11 protein-coding genes are annotated in these 15,305 nt (G+C 69.2%); 3 read left to right on the top strand and 8 right to left on the bottom strand.

The window, feature by feature from the left end; genetic code table 11:
• Positions 1-248 precede the first annotated feature (248 nt).
• Together IPJ17_21320 and IPJ17_21315 are read left to right on the top strand one after the other, a co-directional pair.
• Positions 249-1,202, top strand: coding sequence for a TerC family protein (locus IPJ17_21320; GenBank protein QQR73972.1), 954 nt, complete (start codon positions 249-251; stop codon positions 1,200-1,202).
• Complete coding sequence (locus IPJ17_21315; GenBank protein QQR73971.1) at positions 1,199-2,326, top strand: site-2 protease family protein; 1,128 nt, start codon at positions 1,199-1,201, stop codon at positions 2,324-2,326. The genes IPJ17_21320 and IPJ17_21315 overlap by 4 nt, the downstream gene beginning before the upstream one ends.
• A 178-nt stretch (positions 2,327-2,504) precedes the next feature.
• On the opposite strand, the gene pta is transcribed toward IPJ17_21315, so the two are convergent.
• Positions 2,505-3,476 carry a phosphate acetyltransferase gene (pta, locus tag IPJ17_21310; protein ID QQR73970.1) on the bottom strand — a complete coding sequence of 324 codons (972 nt, stop codon included), beginning with the start codon at positions 3,474-3,476 and terminating at the stop codon, positions 2,505-2,507.
• Positions 3,477-3,571: 95 nt separating this feature from the next.
• On the opposite strand from pta, the gene IPJ17_21305 reads away from it, so the two are divergent.
• Positions 3,572-4,819 carry an acetate kinase gene (locus IPJ17_21305; GenBank protein ID QQR76246.1) on the top strand — a complete coding sequence of 416 codons (1,248 nt, stop codon included), beginning with the start codon at positions 3,572-3,574 and terminating at the stop codon, positions 4,817-4,819.
• Between the two features lie 369 nt (positions 4,820-5,188).
• Here the strand turns inward: IPJ17_21305 and IPJ17_21300 are convergent, their stop codons facing one another.
• The 7 genes from IPJ17_21300 to IPJ17_21270 all read right to left on the bottom strand — a co-directional run bounded on the left by IPJ17_21300 (position 5,189) and on the right by IPJ17_21270 (position 15,289).
• Positions 5,189-6,964 carry a cyclic nucleotide-binding domain-containing protein gene (locus IPJ17_21300; GenBank protein QQR73969.1) on the bottom strand — a complete coding sequence of 592 codons (1,776 nt, stop codon included), beginning with the start codon at positions 6,962-6,964 and terminating at the stop codon, positions 5,189-5,191.
• 105 nt (positions 6,965-7,069) lie between these two features.
• The gene (gene pstB / locus IPJ17_21295) at positions 7,070-7,933 is read right to left on the bottom strand and encodes a phosphate ABC transporter ATP-binding protein (GenBank protein QQR73968.1); all 864 of its coding nucleotides are present in this window, start codon (positions 7,931-7,933) and stop codon (positions 7,070-7,072) included.
• A gap of 47 nt (positions 7,934-7,980) precedes the next feature.
• Complete coding sequence (gene pstA, locus IPJ17_21290; protein QQR73967.1) at positions 7,981-9,627, bottom strand: phosphate ABC transporter permease PstA; 1,647 nt, start codon at positions 9,625-9,627, stop codon at positions 7,981-7,983.
• Positions 9,628-9,640: 13 nt separating this feature from the next.
• Positions 9,641-11,911, bottom strand: coding sequence for an ABC transporter permease subunit (locus IPJ17_21285; GenBank protein ID QQR73966.1), 2,271 nt, complete (start codon positions 11,909-11,911; stop codon positions 9,641-9,643).
• A 104-nt stretch (positions 11,912-12,015) separates the two neighbouring features.
• On the bottom strand, positions 12,016-12,987 hold the full coding sequence (pstS, locus tag IPJ17_21280; protein QQR73965.1) for a phosphate ABC transporter substrate-binding protein PstS family protein: 972 nt from the start codon (positions 12,985-12,987) through the stop codon (positions 12,016-12,018).
• Between the two features lie 188 nt (positions 12,988-13,175).
• On the bottom strand, positions 13,176-13,847 hold the full coding sequence (phoU, locus tag IPJ17_21275; protein ID QQR73964.1) for a phosphate signaling complex protein PhoU: 672 nt from the start codon (positions 13,845-13,847) through the stop codon (positions 13,176-13,178).
• Between the two features lie 95 nt (positions 13,848-13,942).
• Positions 13,943-15,289, bottom strand: coding sequence for a porin (locus IPJ17_21270; GenBank protein QQR73963.1), 1,347 nt, complete (start codon positions 15,287-15,289; stop codon positions 13,943-13,945).
• Positions 15,290-15,305: the final 16 nt, after the last annotated feature.

Below are 15,305 nucleotides of genomic sequence, written 5' to 3'. Positions count from 1 at the left end.
GCCGCCCCGCCCGGCCGGCCGCTCCGGGAGGCGGGGACACCCGTCATCCGAATCGGGACATCTGACGTAAGATCGAACTGAGGTGGGGAGTAGCCGCCCGGGCTCAGGGTCCGGGCGGGGCGACCGTCAAGACGAGGCGAGGCCTCCGGTCGCTCCGAGTCGAGTCCGACCCCGGCGAGACCACCGCGACACGCAAGTGCGCGGGGTCTCGGCATTTCGTCGGGTGCCCCGGACAGGAGATCGACGCGATGGAAACCGCCTCCCTTTCCCTCTGGATCGGCTTCAATGTCTTCGTCCTGGGCATGTTGGCCCTGGACCTCGGGGTCTTTCACCGCAAGGCCCACGTCGTCTCCTTCAAGGAGGCGGGCGTGTGGAGCGCGGTCTGGATCGCCCTCGCCCTCGTCTTCAACGCCGGTATCTGGTACGTCTTCGGTCCCCAGAAGGGGATGGAGTTCCTCACCGGCTACCTGATCGAGAAGTCGCTCTCGGTCGACAACATCTTCATCTTCGCGCTGATCTTCGGCTACTTCGCGGTGCCGCAGGAGTACCAGCACCGGGTCCTGTTCTGGGGGATCCTCGGCGCCCTGGTCATGCGCGCCGCGTTCATCGCCGCCGGCGCGGCGTTGATCGCGAGCTTCCACTGGGTGATCTACGTCTTCGGCGGTTTCCTGATCCTCACCGGAATCAAGATGGCCTTCACGCCGGACAAGGGGCTCGAACCGGAGAAGAACCCGGTCGTTCGCCTGGTACGCCGGCTCCTCCCGGTGACTCGCGACTACCGCGGGCAGCGATTCGTGGTGCGCGAGAACGGAGCGCTCGCGGTCACGCCGCTCTTTCTCGTTCTCGCGCTCGTCGAAACGACCGACCTGATCTTCGCCGTCGACTCGATCCCGGCGATCTTCGCGGTGACGACCGACCCGTTCATCGTCTACACCTCGAACGTCTTCGCCATTCTCGGTCTGCGCTCGCTCTACTTTCTGCTCGCCGGCGTGATGGCGAAGTTCGAGTACCTCAAGCTCGGGCTCGCCGCGATCCTCGTCTTCGTCGGCACCAAGATGGCGATCGTCGACCTCTTCAAGATCCCGTCTCCGGTCTCCCTTGGCGTCGTGGCCGGCATTCTTGCCCTGGCGATCGCCGCGTCGCTGCTGCGTGCTCGGCGGCGGGAGGCCGAGGCTGCCCCTATTCGGGAGGGCGAGCGATGAAGGGCGGGTGGACGATCGGACGGCTGGCCGGCATCGACCTTCGGCTGCACTTCACCTTCCCGCTGATCCTGGCTCTCGGCGCCTTCCAGTGGGGCAGCGCGCACGGTGTCGGCGGCGCCTTCTTCGGCGTCGTGCTGATGCTGGCGCTCTTCGCGTGCGTTGCGCTGCACGAGCTCGGACATGCGCTCGCGGCACGGCACTACGGCATCGCGACGCGCGAGATTCTGCTCTCACCGCTCGGCGGAATCGCCTTCCTCGCGCGCGCTGCACGGCGACCGATCGAGGAGCTGGTGATTGCTCTGGCCGGGCCGGCTGTCAACGTGGCGATCGCGATGGCGCTGGCCCTGCTGATCGGTGTGGCGCCGGCGGCGTTACCAGCCGAGGCCACCGGTCTGTTGCGCGCCGATGAGGGAGGTCCGTCGCTCGGCACCTTCCTTCACTGGCTGCTCGGGGTCAACATCAGCCTGGTGCTCTTCAACCTCCTCCCGGCGTTTCCGATGGACGGCGGCCGCGTGTTGCGAGCGCTCCTCGCGTTCCGCTTCGGATGGCTGCGCGGCACGCGTTGGGCGGCTGCGGTGGGCCAGGGGCTGGCGGTCGCGGGGGGAGCCTGGGCGCTGTTCTCCGGGCAGTTGCTCCTCGCCGTCGTGGCCGTCTTTGTCTTCCTCGGAGCGGGGCAGGAGCGAACGCACGCGGAGGCTCGCCACGTGCTCGAGAGCCTGCGCCTCGCCGACGTCTACAACCGACACGCGATCGTGCTCGGACCGGAGGACCGGCTCTCGCGCGTCGTCCAGCACCTGCTCACCAGCTATCAACCCGACTTTGCGGTGTTCGGGAACGGTCGGCTCCTTGGAGTCGTGACTCGCGAGCGTGTGCTCGCGATCGCGGCCCTGCGGCACGACGATCCGCCGGTTGCCGAATGGCTCGAGCCTCGCGTGCCGGCGCTCCGCTCTTCGACGACCCTCGAGGAGGCGCAGGAGCTGCTCTCGGCAGCCGCGACGAGCTGTGGCGCGGTCGTCGAGGGGGGGCGCTACCTCGGTCTGGTGAGCCTCCAGGATCTTGCCGAGGCGACGGCGATCGCTGCCGCGCTCGGATCCGGTCGCGACCGGCGCATGGGGGCGACATGACGGCACTCCGCTCGTGCTGGAGATCGGCGTCCGCCTCGGCGCTCGCGGCACTCTCCAGGGTCGATGCCGTCCTGGATCGCGTCGACGCTTCAGACGGGGGCGCCGACACCGGGAGCCCTGAGCAGTCCGCCCGCGCGGCGGGGAGGGCGTCAGCCCTTCCCCAGCCGCGCGGAGGTCGTCAACCCATCGCCTGGATCGCCGTCATCACCCCGGTGTCGGCGAGGTCCTGCCAGGAGCAGCCGCGCGACACGTCGTTGACCGGCCGGGCCAGCCCCTGGAGGATCGGCCCGATCGCCTGAGCGCCGCCGAGCCGCTCGGTGATCTTGTAGGCGATGTTGCCGGCGTCGAGATCCGGGAAGATGAAGACGTTCGCCTCGCCGCCGAGGGGGCTGTCGGGACACTTCTTCTTCGCCACCGCCGGAACGATCGCGGCGTCGAACTGGATTTCGCCGTCGACCAGCAGACCGGGCTCGGCCTCCTTGCAGAGCCGTGCCGCTTCGCGCGCCTTGTCGACGAAGGCGTGCGTGGCGCTGCCCCGGGTGGAGAAGGACAGGAAGGCGACGCGCGGCTCGTAGCCGAACGAGCGGGCGGTCGACGCGGAGGCGCGGCCGATCTCGGCGAGCGTGGCGGCGTCGGGGTCGATGTTGACCGAGCAGTCGGCGTAGAAGTAGACCTTCTCCGGCCAGGTCATCAGGAAGACCGAAGAGACCCGCTTGAAGCCAGGCTTCATGCCGATCGCTTCGAAGGCGGGAAGAAACGGCTTGGTCTCGCTGTTGAGGCCCGAGACCATCCCGTCGGCCTCGTCGGCGCGAACCAGGAGCGCGCCGAAATAGTGGAGCTGGCGCGCGCGCTCGGCGGCGAGCTCCGGGGTGGCGCCCTTGGCCTTGCGCAGGTCGAGGTAGAGCTCGGCGAGCTTGTCGGTCGACGGATCGGCCGCCGGGTCCCGCAGGGTGACGCCGGAGAGCGGGATGCTCTGCGCCGCGGCGGTGGCGCGGATTTCGCTCGCCGGACCGAGGAGGATCGGGTGGGCGAGCTGCTCGGCGGCGAGGAAGCTCGCGGCGCGGATGGCCCGCTCCTCGCGTCCTTCCGGATAGACGATGCGCGCGCCGCGGCCGCGGACTCGCGCGCGGGCGGCTTCGATGAACTCCATGGGGGGCTCCTTTCGCAACGGACGGACGGCCCCGGCCGGGGCCGATGCCACCATTGTACTTGCCGCGGCGCGGCGTGTCCCGCTACCATGGCGGCATGAACATCCTCGTCCTCAATTGCGGCAGCTCGTCGCTGAAGTTCCAAGTCATCGCCACCGACCTCGACGCCATCGACCGCAACGAAGACCGCCAGCTCGCTCGCGGCCTCGTCGAACGGATCGGCAGCGAGGCGCTCATCAGCCTGCGGGCCGAAGGCAAGCCGACCGTCCGCCGCGCCGCGCCGCTGCGCGACCATCGCGCCGCCCTCGATCACGTCATCCGCTGGATCGTCTCGCCGGAAGCGGGCGTCCCCGGCGTCACCTCGCTCGCCGACTTGCACGCCGTCGGTCACCGCATCGTGCACGGCGGCGAGAAGCTCACCCGTTCGGTGCTGATCGACGACGCGGTCGTCGACCAGATCGAGGACTGCATCGACCTCGCGCCGTTGCACAACCCGGCCAACCTCAAGGGCATCTACTCGGCGCGCGAGCTGTTCGGCCACGGGATCCCGCAGGTGGCGGTCTTCGACACCTCGTTCCACTCGACGATGCCGCCGGAGTCGTTCCTCTACGCCATCCCCTATCAGCTCTACGTGCGGCACAAGGTGCGCCGCTACGGCTTCCACGGCACCTCGCACCGCTACGTCGCCTACCGCTACCGCCAGCTCACCGGGATGTCGCACGAGGAGACGAACATCGTCACCGTCCACCTCGGCAACGGCTGCTCGGCCTGTGCGATCCGCGGCGGCGACTCGCTCGACACCTCGATGGGCATGACCCCGGCCGAAGGGCTGGTGATGGGCACCCGCGGCGGCGACCTCGATCCGTCGGTGCTGGAGTTCCTCCATCACAAGGAGGGGATGTCGTTCGAAGAGCTCGACGGTCTGGTCAACAAGCGCTCGGGCCTGCTCGGCATCTCGGGACTGACCAACGACATGCGCGACCTCCTCGAGGAGGAACGCGAGCACCAGGACCGGCGGGCGCACCTGGCGATCGAGATCTTCTGCCTGCGGGTGAAGAAGTACCTCGGCTCCTATCTGGCGCGGATGAACGGCGCCGACGCGATCGTCTTCACCGGCGGCATCGGCGAGAACTCGGCCGACATCCGCAGTCGCGTCTGCCGCGATCTCGATTTCTTCGGCATCGTGCCGGACGAGGGGCGCAACGCGACGCTCTTCGGCGGCAAGGAGGGCGAGTTCGGCGCCGAGGGCAGCCGGGTGAAGCTCTACGTCATCCCGACGAACGAAGAGCTGCTGATCGCCCGCGACACCGTTCGCTGCGTGCGCGACGTGCCGCGCCGCTGGTAACGCGGGCTTGCCCCTGCGGCGGGTCCTGTCCGGCCGGCTTCCCGTCTCCGTGCTCGCCCGGAGCGCAGGCCGCATGAGCTTGCGGCAGTCCTGGGTCCGGGCTCCGCGCGGGGACGGGAGCCCTCCGTCCGGCCACCCACGGCCCCCCTCCCCTGAGGCCTCGATGAGGCTCACTTCCGCGGGGGGAGAGCCGACGGGGGCTTCTCCGGAGCGGGTGGCGCGTCCCCGGAGGGGCCCATCGACAACCGTGGGCATGGGTGGGGAGCCTGTCGATGGGACGGCCGGGAAAGCGACGGGTCCCGTGGAGGAGAAGCCCTCGTCGGCGCGGGTGGGGGACGTTCCAAAGGACGCCCGAACCTCGATCGGGTCTCAGGCCGTGGAGGCGTCGAGGCCCGGCGTGCCAGAGAGGATGCGCCAGCCGACGACCTTCTCGTCGATCTCGCGCAGGCGCTTGGCGATCAGCCGGCAGAGCAGCCGCAGGAACTCGAGCGAGGCGTTCGGGTCGAGCGACAGCATCTCCTGGATCGTTCCCTGGTCGAGCACCAGCACGGTGAGCGGGCCACCGTGCGCGCGGGCGTCGGCGGAGCGCGCCTCGCCTTCGATGAGGGCCATCTCGCCGAAGAAGTCGCCGCGTTCGAGGATGGCGAGCGCCTCCTCGCCGGCGCCGGGGATGAACTTGCTGATCATCACCCGACCCTCGAGGACGATGTACATCTCCTTGCCCTCGTCGCCCTCCTCGAAGAGCAACTCGCCGGAGGCGAAGCGCCGCTCGCGCGAGAAGGTGGCGAGGGTGACGAGCTCCTTGCTCGACAGCCCCTGCTCACGGAAGAGCCGGATCTTGTCGCTCGAATCGACCGCGACGTCACCGCCTGCCGGGCGCTCGCGCCGCCGCAGGCGGACGAAGTTCTCCGAGCGCGCCTCGGCGCTGAAGAAGGTGCGCAACTGGTCGTTCGTGTCGCGCAGCTTGCGCGAGAGGGAGTGCCAGAGTCCCCAGTAGAGTTGCACGCCGAGATCGGCCGAGCGTTCGACGAGCGACTCGAGGGCTCCGGCGTCGAAGCGCAGGAGCGTCGTGGGAAGCCTGGCGATCGCCTCGCCGGAACGCTCCGCCCGGGTGAGGAAGTTGACCTCCCCGAAGACCGCGCCAGGACGGAGCACGGCGAGCTGGAAGACACCGTAGTGGGTCGGCCGCTGGATGGCGACCTCGCCCTCCTCGAGCTGGTAGAGGTCGGAACCGTTCGAGCCGTTGGCAAGGATCCGGCTCCCCTTGGCATGGCGTTCGAAGTGGACGACGCGGGCGAGCTCGAAGACCTGCTCGTCGGAGAGATGCGCCCAGGCCTCCTGGCGACGCAGCCGTGCGGCGAGCTCGAGGCGACCATCTCCGGGTGGGCGGACGGGGGGCGATGGTGCCACCGCGCGCTCGATCAGCGCGTCCTCCTCGCGATAGCGCTCGCGGCGCCACTCGAGCCGATCGTAGGCGAGCCGCAGCGCCTCCTGGCGCTCGTGGAAGAGCTGGACGACCTCTTGCGACTCCCACCCCAGGGCATGCCGCAGAGTGCGGACCTTGCGGCGCAGCCGCTCGCCGTCGGCCGAGGCGGCGTCGGCGAGGAGCAGGAAGGCATCGATCGTGGCGACCAGGGCGGCATGGAACTGCCGCCGTTCGTACTCGACCTGGCCGAGCTGCTCGGCGGTTCCGAGATCGAAGGGATTGAGGCGATGCGCCCGTGCCAGGAGGTCGGCCGAGCGGTCGAAATCCTTGAGACGCAGGTGGATCCGCCCGGCGAGCTTCCATGGACCGGGGTGGCCGGAGTCCTTCGCCTGGGCGATCTCGAGGCACTCGAGGGCCCGGAAGTCTTCCCCGCGCTCGACATAGAGGTGGGCGAGGCCGAGGAAGTGCGCCGCGTCGATGGCGTTGCGCTTGGCCTCCTCGCGCGCCGACTCGCGGGGGCTCTTGGCCGCCGGCGCGAGGTCCTTCTGCTGCCGTTTGAGCTGGGCGAGGGCGAGCTGGACGCCGAGATTCTTCGGGTCGAGCCGCTGGGCGAGCCGGAACAGCTCGCCCGCTTCGTCGTAGCGCTGCAGCTCGGCGAACCGCCGCGCCAGGGCGATCAGCTCGTCGAGGTCTCGCGGACCATCCGCCGCAGGGGACATGGAGATCGTGCTCCCAGAGAACCGGGTCGAAAAGTGTAGCACGGGGCCGTCAGACGTCGAGCGACCCCCCTCCCTGCCGGCTCCGCCCCCGAGCGGTGGCCGCGATCAGCCGAAGCGGCCGGTGATGTAGTCCTCGGTCTGCTTCCTGCGCGGATTGATGAACAGCCGCTCGGTCAGGCCGTACTCGACGAGCTCGCCGAGATAGAGGAACGCCGTGTAGTCGGACACCCGCGAGGCCTGCTGCATGTTGTGGGTCACCACCACGAGCGTGTAGTCCTTCTTCAGCTCGAGCATCAGCTCCTCGATCTTGGCGGTGGCGATCGGGTCGAGGGCCGAGCAGGGCTCGTCGAGCAGGATCACCTCCGGCTCCACGGCGATCGCCCGGGCGATGCAGAGCCGCTGCTGCTGGCCGCCCGACATCCCGAGCGCGCTCTCGTCGAGGCGGTCCTTGACCTCGTCCCACAGGGCCGCGCCGCGCAGGCTCCGCTCGACGATCTCGTCGAGCTCCTTCTTGTGGCTGACGCCGTGGATGCGGCAGCCGTAGGCGACGTTCTCGTAGATCGACTTGGGAAACGGGTTCGACTTCTGGAAGACCATGCCGATGCGCTTGCGCAGCGAGTTGACGTCGGTGCGCGGGTCGAAGATGTCGGCCCCTTCGAAACGGATCTGTCCGTCGAGGCGGACGCCGTCGACCAGGTCGTTGAGGCGGTTGATGCAGCGCAACAGGGTCGACTTGCCGCACCCGGACGGGCCGATGAAGGCGGTGATCTGCCGCGGCGGGATGCGCAGCGAGATCTCGCGCAGGGCGAGCTTGGCGCCGTACCAGAGCGACAGCCGGTCGATCTCGAGGATCGCCGACTCGATCGGCGGGGAGAGCGCCGGATCGGCGGCCGCAACGGTTCCGACCACGGCTCCGACCGCGGCTCCCGGGCCGTCGGGGCTCGTCTGGGGAGGCATCTGGCTGGTCATCGGTTCGCTCCCGGGGAGGGGTTTCGCAAGCTGCGTGATCATGATCTTCACACCGAGCTGCCGGCGTACTTGCGGCGCAGGCGGTTGCGCAGGGTGATCGCCGTGAGGTTCATCGCCGTGACCACCGCGATGAGCAGCAGCGCCGTGGCGAAGACGAGCGGCTTGGTGGCATCCACGTTCGGGCTCTGGAAGCCGACGTCGTAGATGTGGAATCCGAGGTGCATGAACTTGCGCTCGAAGTGGACGTACGGGAAGTGTCCGTCGACCGGCAGCGCCGGCGCCAGCTTCACCATGCCGACGATCATCAGCGGCGCCACCTCGCCGGCGGCGCGGGCCATCGCGAGGATCATCCCGGTGAGGATGCCGGGGGCGGCGGCCGGGATCACCACACGGAAGGTCGTCTCGAACTTGGTGGCGCCGAGGGCGAGCGAGCCCTCGCGGACGATTCGCGGCACCGCCGCGAGACCCTCCTCGGTGGCGACGATCACCACCGGCACGGTCAACAGCGCGAGGGTCAGGGCGCCCCAGAGGATGCCGCCGGTCCCGTAGGTCGGCGTCGGCAGCGCCTCGGGGTAGAAGAGCCGGTCGATCGACCCGCCGACCAGGTAGACGAAGAAGCCCAGCCCGAAGACGCCGAAGACGATCGACGGGACGCCGGCGAGGTTGTTGACCGCGATGCGGACCGCGCGGACGAGCGGACCCTGTTTGGCGTACTCGCGCAGGTAGAGGGCGGCCATGACGCCGAACGGCACCACGGCGACCGACATGAGGAAGACCATCATCACCGTCCCGAAGATCGCCGGGAAGATGCCGCCTTCGGTGTTCGACTCGCGCGGGTCGTCGAAGACGAACTCGCGCAGACGCGAGGCGTTGAGGGCCACCTTCTCGAAGAAGCCGAGGGTGTTGGGCCGCACCAGGCGGACGATCGCGCCCACCGGCAGCTCCTTGCGCCGCCCGTCGGCGGCCTCGAGGACCACCGTCTCGGCGTCGAGCGCGTGGCGCAGGGCGAAGAGCCGTTCGGCCAGCCGCTCGTAGTCGGCGTGTCGCGCCCGCTCGAGCGCCGCGAGCTCGGCGAGCCGGGTCTCGCGCTCCGCGCTCGTCGCTCCGGCAAGCTCGATCTTCCGAACGGCGAGGCGCAGTCGCTCGATCTCGCTGTTGACGTCGCCGATGGCGCCGCGTTCGAGCTCGCGGATCACGGCGCGCTGGCGCAGCTTCTCGCGATGCAGCGGCCCGAGGGCACGCCAGACCGAATCGGCGCCGGAGGCGAGGACCTCGCCGCCGCGTCGCAGCTCGATGAGATAGCCGTAGAAGTCGCCCCATTCGAGGCGTTCGAGGGCGACGGCGCTGTCCGGCAGTGCGCGGCTGCGGATCTGCGATTCGTCGACCCAGAGGAAGTCGGCCCCGGTCAGGTCGCGATTGGCCACCTTGATCTGCAGCCGTTCGGCTCCCGAGGGACCGGACTCCCCTTCGCGCGCCGCCACCGGCTGGCGATCGAAGACTTCGCCGAGCACCACGCGGCCGTCGGCGAGGGTGAATTGTTCGAGCGGCTTCTGCCAGAAGATGCCGCCGCCGTTGACGGCCAGCAATCCGAGCAGGGCGACGATGAGCAGCAGGTTGAGCGCCAGCGCGCCGCCGCAGAGCGCGGTGAGCGAGTCGCCGAGGAGATCCCGGTGCGGCTTCTGGATCGAGCTCATGTCGGCTCCCGGCTCAGAGCTGCGCGAACTTGCGGCGCAGCCGCTGGCGCACCAGCTCGGCCAGCGTGTTGACCACGAAGGTGATGGCGAAGAGCAGCAGGGCAGCGAGGAAGAGCGTGCGGTAGAGCGTCCCGCCGTGCGGCGCCTCCGGGATCTCGACGGCGATGTTGGCCGAGAGCGTGCGGAAGCCGTTGAACGGGCTCCAGCTGGTGATCGGGGTGTTGCCGGTGGCCATCAGCACGATCATCGTCTCGCCGACGGCGCGGCCGAAGCCGATCATCACGCCCGAGAAGATCCCGGGGCTGGCGGTGGGCAGGACGACACGGGTGACCGTCTGCCAGCGGTTGGCGCCGAGCGCGAGCGAGCCGGCGACGAGGTTGCGCGGCACGTTGGAGAATGCATCCTCGGAGATGGCGAAGATGATCGGAATCACCGCGAAGCCCATCGCCAGGCCGACGACGATGGCGTTGCGCTGGTCGTAGGTCTCCCCGGTCGTGGCGAGGAGCCAGGCCTGGAAGTCCCCGGCGAACGCCAGCCGTTCAAAGGCGGGTGCGAGGGCGAAACAGAGCCCGAAGGAGAGGGCGATGACGACGAGATACCAGAGGACCTCGGCGCCGGAGCGCATCCGATTGCGGAAGGTCGCCGGCAGCCCGCGCCAGAGCAGCCCCGCCGCGATCACCGCGGCCGGGACGACCACGAGCAGCAGAAGCAGCGCCGAGAAGGCGCGCTCCACCCGCGGCGCGAGCCAGAGCCCGGCGAGGAACCCGAGCACGACGCTCGGCAGCGCTGCCATGATCTCGACCGTCGGCTTGACCAGGCGGAGCAGCGACGGGTGCATGAACTGCGAGGCGTACATGGCCCCGAGGACGCCGAGCGGAATCGCCAGCAGGAGCGAGTAGAAGGTCCCCTTGAGCGTGCCGATCAGCAGCGGCGTCAGCGAGAGCTTGGGCTCGAAGTCGTCGGTGCCGCCGGTCGACTGCCAGGAGAAGCCGGGACGCTCGTAGCCCTCGTACCAGACGCGCGAGAAGAGCGCCGACCAGGTGGTCTCGGGATGGGCGTTGCGAACCGCGAACGAGTGGAGTCGCGCGCCAGCGGCGAGGAACAGCCCGTCGGCTTTCGGCGAGAAGGACGCCGCGGTGGCCCCCGGCGCCTGCCCCGTGCCGCGCCAGAGCGTCCGGTTGGAGGTGGAGAAGAAGAGACCGAGACCGCCGGAGGCGTCGACGGCGAGGAACGTGCGGTTGCGCTGCGACGGGGCGAGCAGCGAGATCGCTCCCGGTTGCCGGGGGAAGTCGCGGATGCGGGTGAGCAGGAAGCTCTCGTCGCCTTGGCGGACCGGGTACCAGACCGAAAGCGCTCCGTCGGCCTGGCCGACGACGAGCGACCGGTCGCCGATCAGCAGGGTCAGGGCGGTGATCGCCGCCGATCCGGTCGGATAGCTGCGCGGTGCCTGCAACTGGCCGTCCTCGATCGGCCACCAGACGAGCTCGCCGCTCGCCGTGCCGGCGAAGAGGTTCTGCACCTGGTGGTCGAGGACCATCGGTCCCAGCCTGCCGGGGGCGGTCGACTCGCTGCGCCGCAGGGTTTCTTCGACTTCGCCGGTCATCAGGTTCGTGCTGCGCAGAACCTCGACGAGGCGGACGGAGCCGTCGGTCGTCTGGGCGGCGGCGGCGAGGCCGGACTCGCTCGCCTCGATGGCGGCGAAGCTGGTCAGGGATCCGTGCGCGGGATCGACCTCGAGGGCGCGCGGGCGTCCGAGGCGAGGGCTCACCTGCCGCCGTTGCTGGCCATCGAAGGCGACCTCCCAGTCCACCGGTTGCAGCAGGACGCGGCCGTCGGCGGTCGCGGCGGCGAGCATCGACGCCCCCGGAGGGACGGCGGCGGCGACGACCGGCATCGCTGCCGACGAAGCCGGGTCGAGCGCCTGGTCGGCGACCGTCACGCCGTCGGCGAGCCGAACCACCCGGATGCGGCCGTCGGCGGCCACCGTCGCGAGGTGCGTGCGGTACTCGTCGCCGACCAGCGCCAGCGTCGGCGCGGGAAGAGCGGTCTCGCCGGTGGCCGAGACTTCGGCGGGCCGGCCGAGGGGCAGGACCTCGGCGACGATGAAGAGCAGGATGCCGAGGATGCTCGCGATGATGCCGATGCCGCCGGCACTCACCAGGATCCGCGCGGCCCGGTCGGCGACCAGCCGGCGGCGCGGCGTCGCGGTGAGCTTCGAGGCGGGGCGGGTCGCCGCCGGGCCGGGAGACGGGAGCGGGCTCGGAGCGGACGCCGGCGTGGCCATGTCGAACCTCGTGCGCGGGGGGTGGATGCGGCGGGTCAGGGGATCGGAGGAGAGACGAGGGCCCGGGGATCGAGGCGATCCCCGGGCCGGGAAGTCGGAGTCGCTCAGCGAGCGAGCTTCGCGCGATCCTCGGCGGCCACCGTGGCGGAGACCGGGATGTAGCCGTCCTTGACCACCGTCTCCTGCCCTTCCTTGGAGAGGACGAAGGAGACGAACTCGCGCACCAGCGGGTCGAGCGGCTTGCCCGGTGCCTGGTTGATGTAGACGTAGAGGAAGCGCGAGAGCGGGTACTTGCCCGAGAGGATGTTCTCCGGCGTGTCCTCGTAGTACTGGCCGTCCTTGCCGGCGAGCGCGACGGTGCGGACGCCCGAGGTCTTGTAGCCGATGCCGCTGTAGCCGACCGCGTACAGGTCCTCGGTCACCCCCTGGACCACCGAGGCCGAGCCCGGCTGCTCCTTGACGGTGTCCTTGTAGTCGCCCTTGAAGAGCGCGATCTCCTTGAAGAAGCCGTAGGTGCCCGAGGCCGAGTTGCGGCCGTAGAGGCTGATCGGCCGGGCGGCCCAGTCGCCGGTGACGCCGGCATCGCCCCAGGTCTTGAGGTCCTTGCCACCGCCCTTGCGGGTCTTGGAGAAGATCCCGTCGACTTCCTTGAGGGTGAGCTTCTGGATCGGATTGTCCTTGTTGACGAAGACGCCGATGCCGTCCACGGCGACGCGGATCGCCGTCGGCTTGTAGCCGTACTTCTTCTCGAACTCGTCGACCTCCTCGGCCTTCATCAGCCGGCTCATCGGGCCGAGCTGGGCCGTGCCGGCGATCAGGGCCGGCGGAGCGGTCGACGAGCCCTTGCCCTCGATCTGGATGCGCACGTTCGGGTACTGCTTCTGGAACCCCTCGGCCCAGAGGGTCATCAGGTTGTTCAGGGTGTCGGAACCGATCGAGTTGACGTTGCCGGAGATGCCGCTCGCCTTCTGGTAGCCGGCGATCTTCGGATCGACCTGGGCCGGCTGGGCATGGAGGCTGGCGGCGGTGAACAGGGCGCCCGCCGCGAGGGCGGTGAACCGCGAGATCTGCTTCATCTGGGTCTCTCCTTCGTCTGAACGTGGTCGCAGGGGCTGGTCGGCGGACCCGCTACCGTCGCTCGGTCCGAAGAGCCGGGCGACCGGGGAGCCGGGAGCGAGGCAAGCATGTCGCCCCGGTTTGTCAGTCCGAGGGTGGGGTTGTGACGGTGGCGTGACAGGCGCGGAGAAGATCCGGCGCCGGAGCTTCAGGCGCCGGAGGGGAGCGGGCCGCCGTGACGGATGTCGCGGCCCTCGACGTAGTAGACGACGTCCTCGGCGATGTTCGTCGCGTGATCGGCGACGCGCTCGAAATTGCGCGCCACGAGCAGCAGGTGGAGGGCCCGGGTGATGCTCTTCGGGTCCTCGATCATGTAGGTCAGGAGCTCGCGGAAGAGCTGCTTGTACAGGCCGTCGACCTCGTCGTCGCGGCGGCAGACGTCGACCGCCTTGGCGGCGTCGCGTTCGACGAAGGCGTCGAGGCTGTCCTGGACCATCCGCCGGACCAGCACCGAGAGGTGCGGCAGGTCGATGTAGGGCTTGAGCGGCGGCTCCTGGTTGAGCACCTCGACCGCCTGGGCGATGTTGACCGCCGAGTCGCCGATGCGCTCGAGATCGTTGGCCGCCTTCATCACCGAGACGAGGAAGCGCAGGTCGACCGCCGTCGGCTGGAAGAGGGCGATCGCCGCGTTGACGTTGCCGTCGATGCGCTTTTCGAGCTGGTCGACTTCGTGATCGGTGGCGATGACGACCGCGGCATGGGCCGCGTCGCGGTCGATCAGCGCCTGCATCGCCCCGGCCAGCATCTCTTCGACCAGGCCTCCCATGCGCAGCAGGTCCTGGCGGATCTCGTCGAGGTGGTGGTGGAGGCTTCGTTCCATGGCAGTTCCCCGGGGTCGGCAGGTTAGCAGAAGGCGAAAAAGGGAAGGAGAGAGCCCGAGAGAGGGGCGGGCTCTCCCCTTCGCGGGAGGAGCGGTCAGAACATGATCTGGTACTGCAGGCGGAGCTCGCGGTCCTTCTGCTTGCTCGCCTTGTTCTCGATCTCGCGATAGTCGGCCTGCAGCTTGTGCGGGTGCTTGTTGAAGAAGTAGCCGACCGCCAATCCGGTCTCGGTGCGCTCGTCGTTGTCCCGGTCGGCGTTGGGGTCGAGCTCGGCGTAGCGAACGGCGAGCTCGAGCCGCTTCGGAATCACGAAGTAGCCGGCCTGCAGGTTGTAGCCGCTGTTGTCGAAGCTGACCAGGTTGTTCGTGCGGTCGTTGGTGGCGTCGAAGAGCTCGCCGAAGAGGAAGAGCCCGCGGTACTTGAAGACGATGTCGCCGCCGGTGATCGTGCGCTCGCGCGCATGAGCCGCGACGCCGCCCGCCGCGGCAATCGGCAACGTGTTGTTCTCGTACTGGGCGGCGATGGCGAGCAACGGCCGGTCCGTGCTCTCGAAGTCGCCCTCGGAGTACTTCGCGTCGCCGAACGGCTGCCAAGTCACGCGGGCGTTGAGCTGCAGGTCGTCGTTGTCGTTGCGCGTGACCGTCCGGCCGTTGCCGTTGAAGACGCCGACGCGCCAGTCGAGCTTGCCGCCGAACGGCGTGCCCCAGAGCTGCAGGCCGATGTCGCGTCCGCGCTCGAACTCCCCGGCGACGATCGAGCGGTCGACGAACTCCTGGACGGTCGACGACGACAGCTCCTGGCGGCCGAACGGCACCTTGAACTGGCCGGCCTTGACCATGAGGTTCTTCTTGCCGTGCGTCAGGTCCCACTGGAAGTTGGCGTCGTTGACGACGTTGGCGGTGTCGGCCCAGTTGAGCTCGAGCTCGTAGGTCAGGTCCTTGGTGTAGACCCAGCCGGACATCTTCGTTTCCATGCGACGCACGCGGAAGCTGTCACGCTCCGGCTGGCTCGAGCTCGCCGGGTCGAGGTCCTCGCTGGTGAAGCGGATCTGCATCCGGTTGTTGAGGTTGAGCGTGGCGTTCTTGCTTTCGATGGTGGTGACGCCGTCTTTCCACGAGACGTTGAACGGCGGCGCGTACGGCTTCGGCGTCGGCCGCTCGTAGCCGGGAAGGTTGTGCTTGAACAGGTAGAGGTCGATCGCCGTCTCGTTCTCGCCGACGAGCGTCATGCCGCCTTCGGCGCGGCCGACGAGGGTGATCGCGGTGCCGATCTCGCCCGAGGCCTGCCAGGACTTGAAGCGCTCGGGCGAGTTGAAGACGTAGACGCGGCCGTCCTTCTCGGCCTCCTGGTAGAAGAGGCCCATCAGGGGCTGGGCGCCGACCTGGCCGGCGAGCAGGGCGACGAGGCCGAAACAGACGGCGAGCAACAGCGGCTTTCGCATGACGACTCTCCTTGGT

This window comes from Holophagales bacterium, from assembly GCA_016699405.1.
GTDB lineage: Bacteria > Acidobacteriota > Thermoanaerobaculia > Multivoradales > JAGPDF01 > JAAYLR01.
The sequence above is the reverse complement of the archived record's forward strand: the minus strand, read 5'-3'. Positions and strand labels throughout refer to the sequence as shown.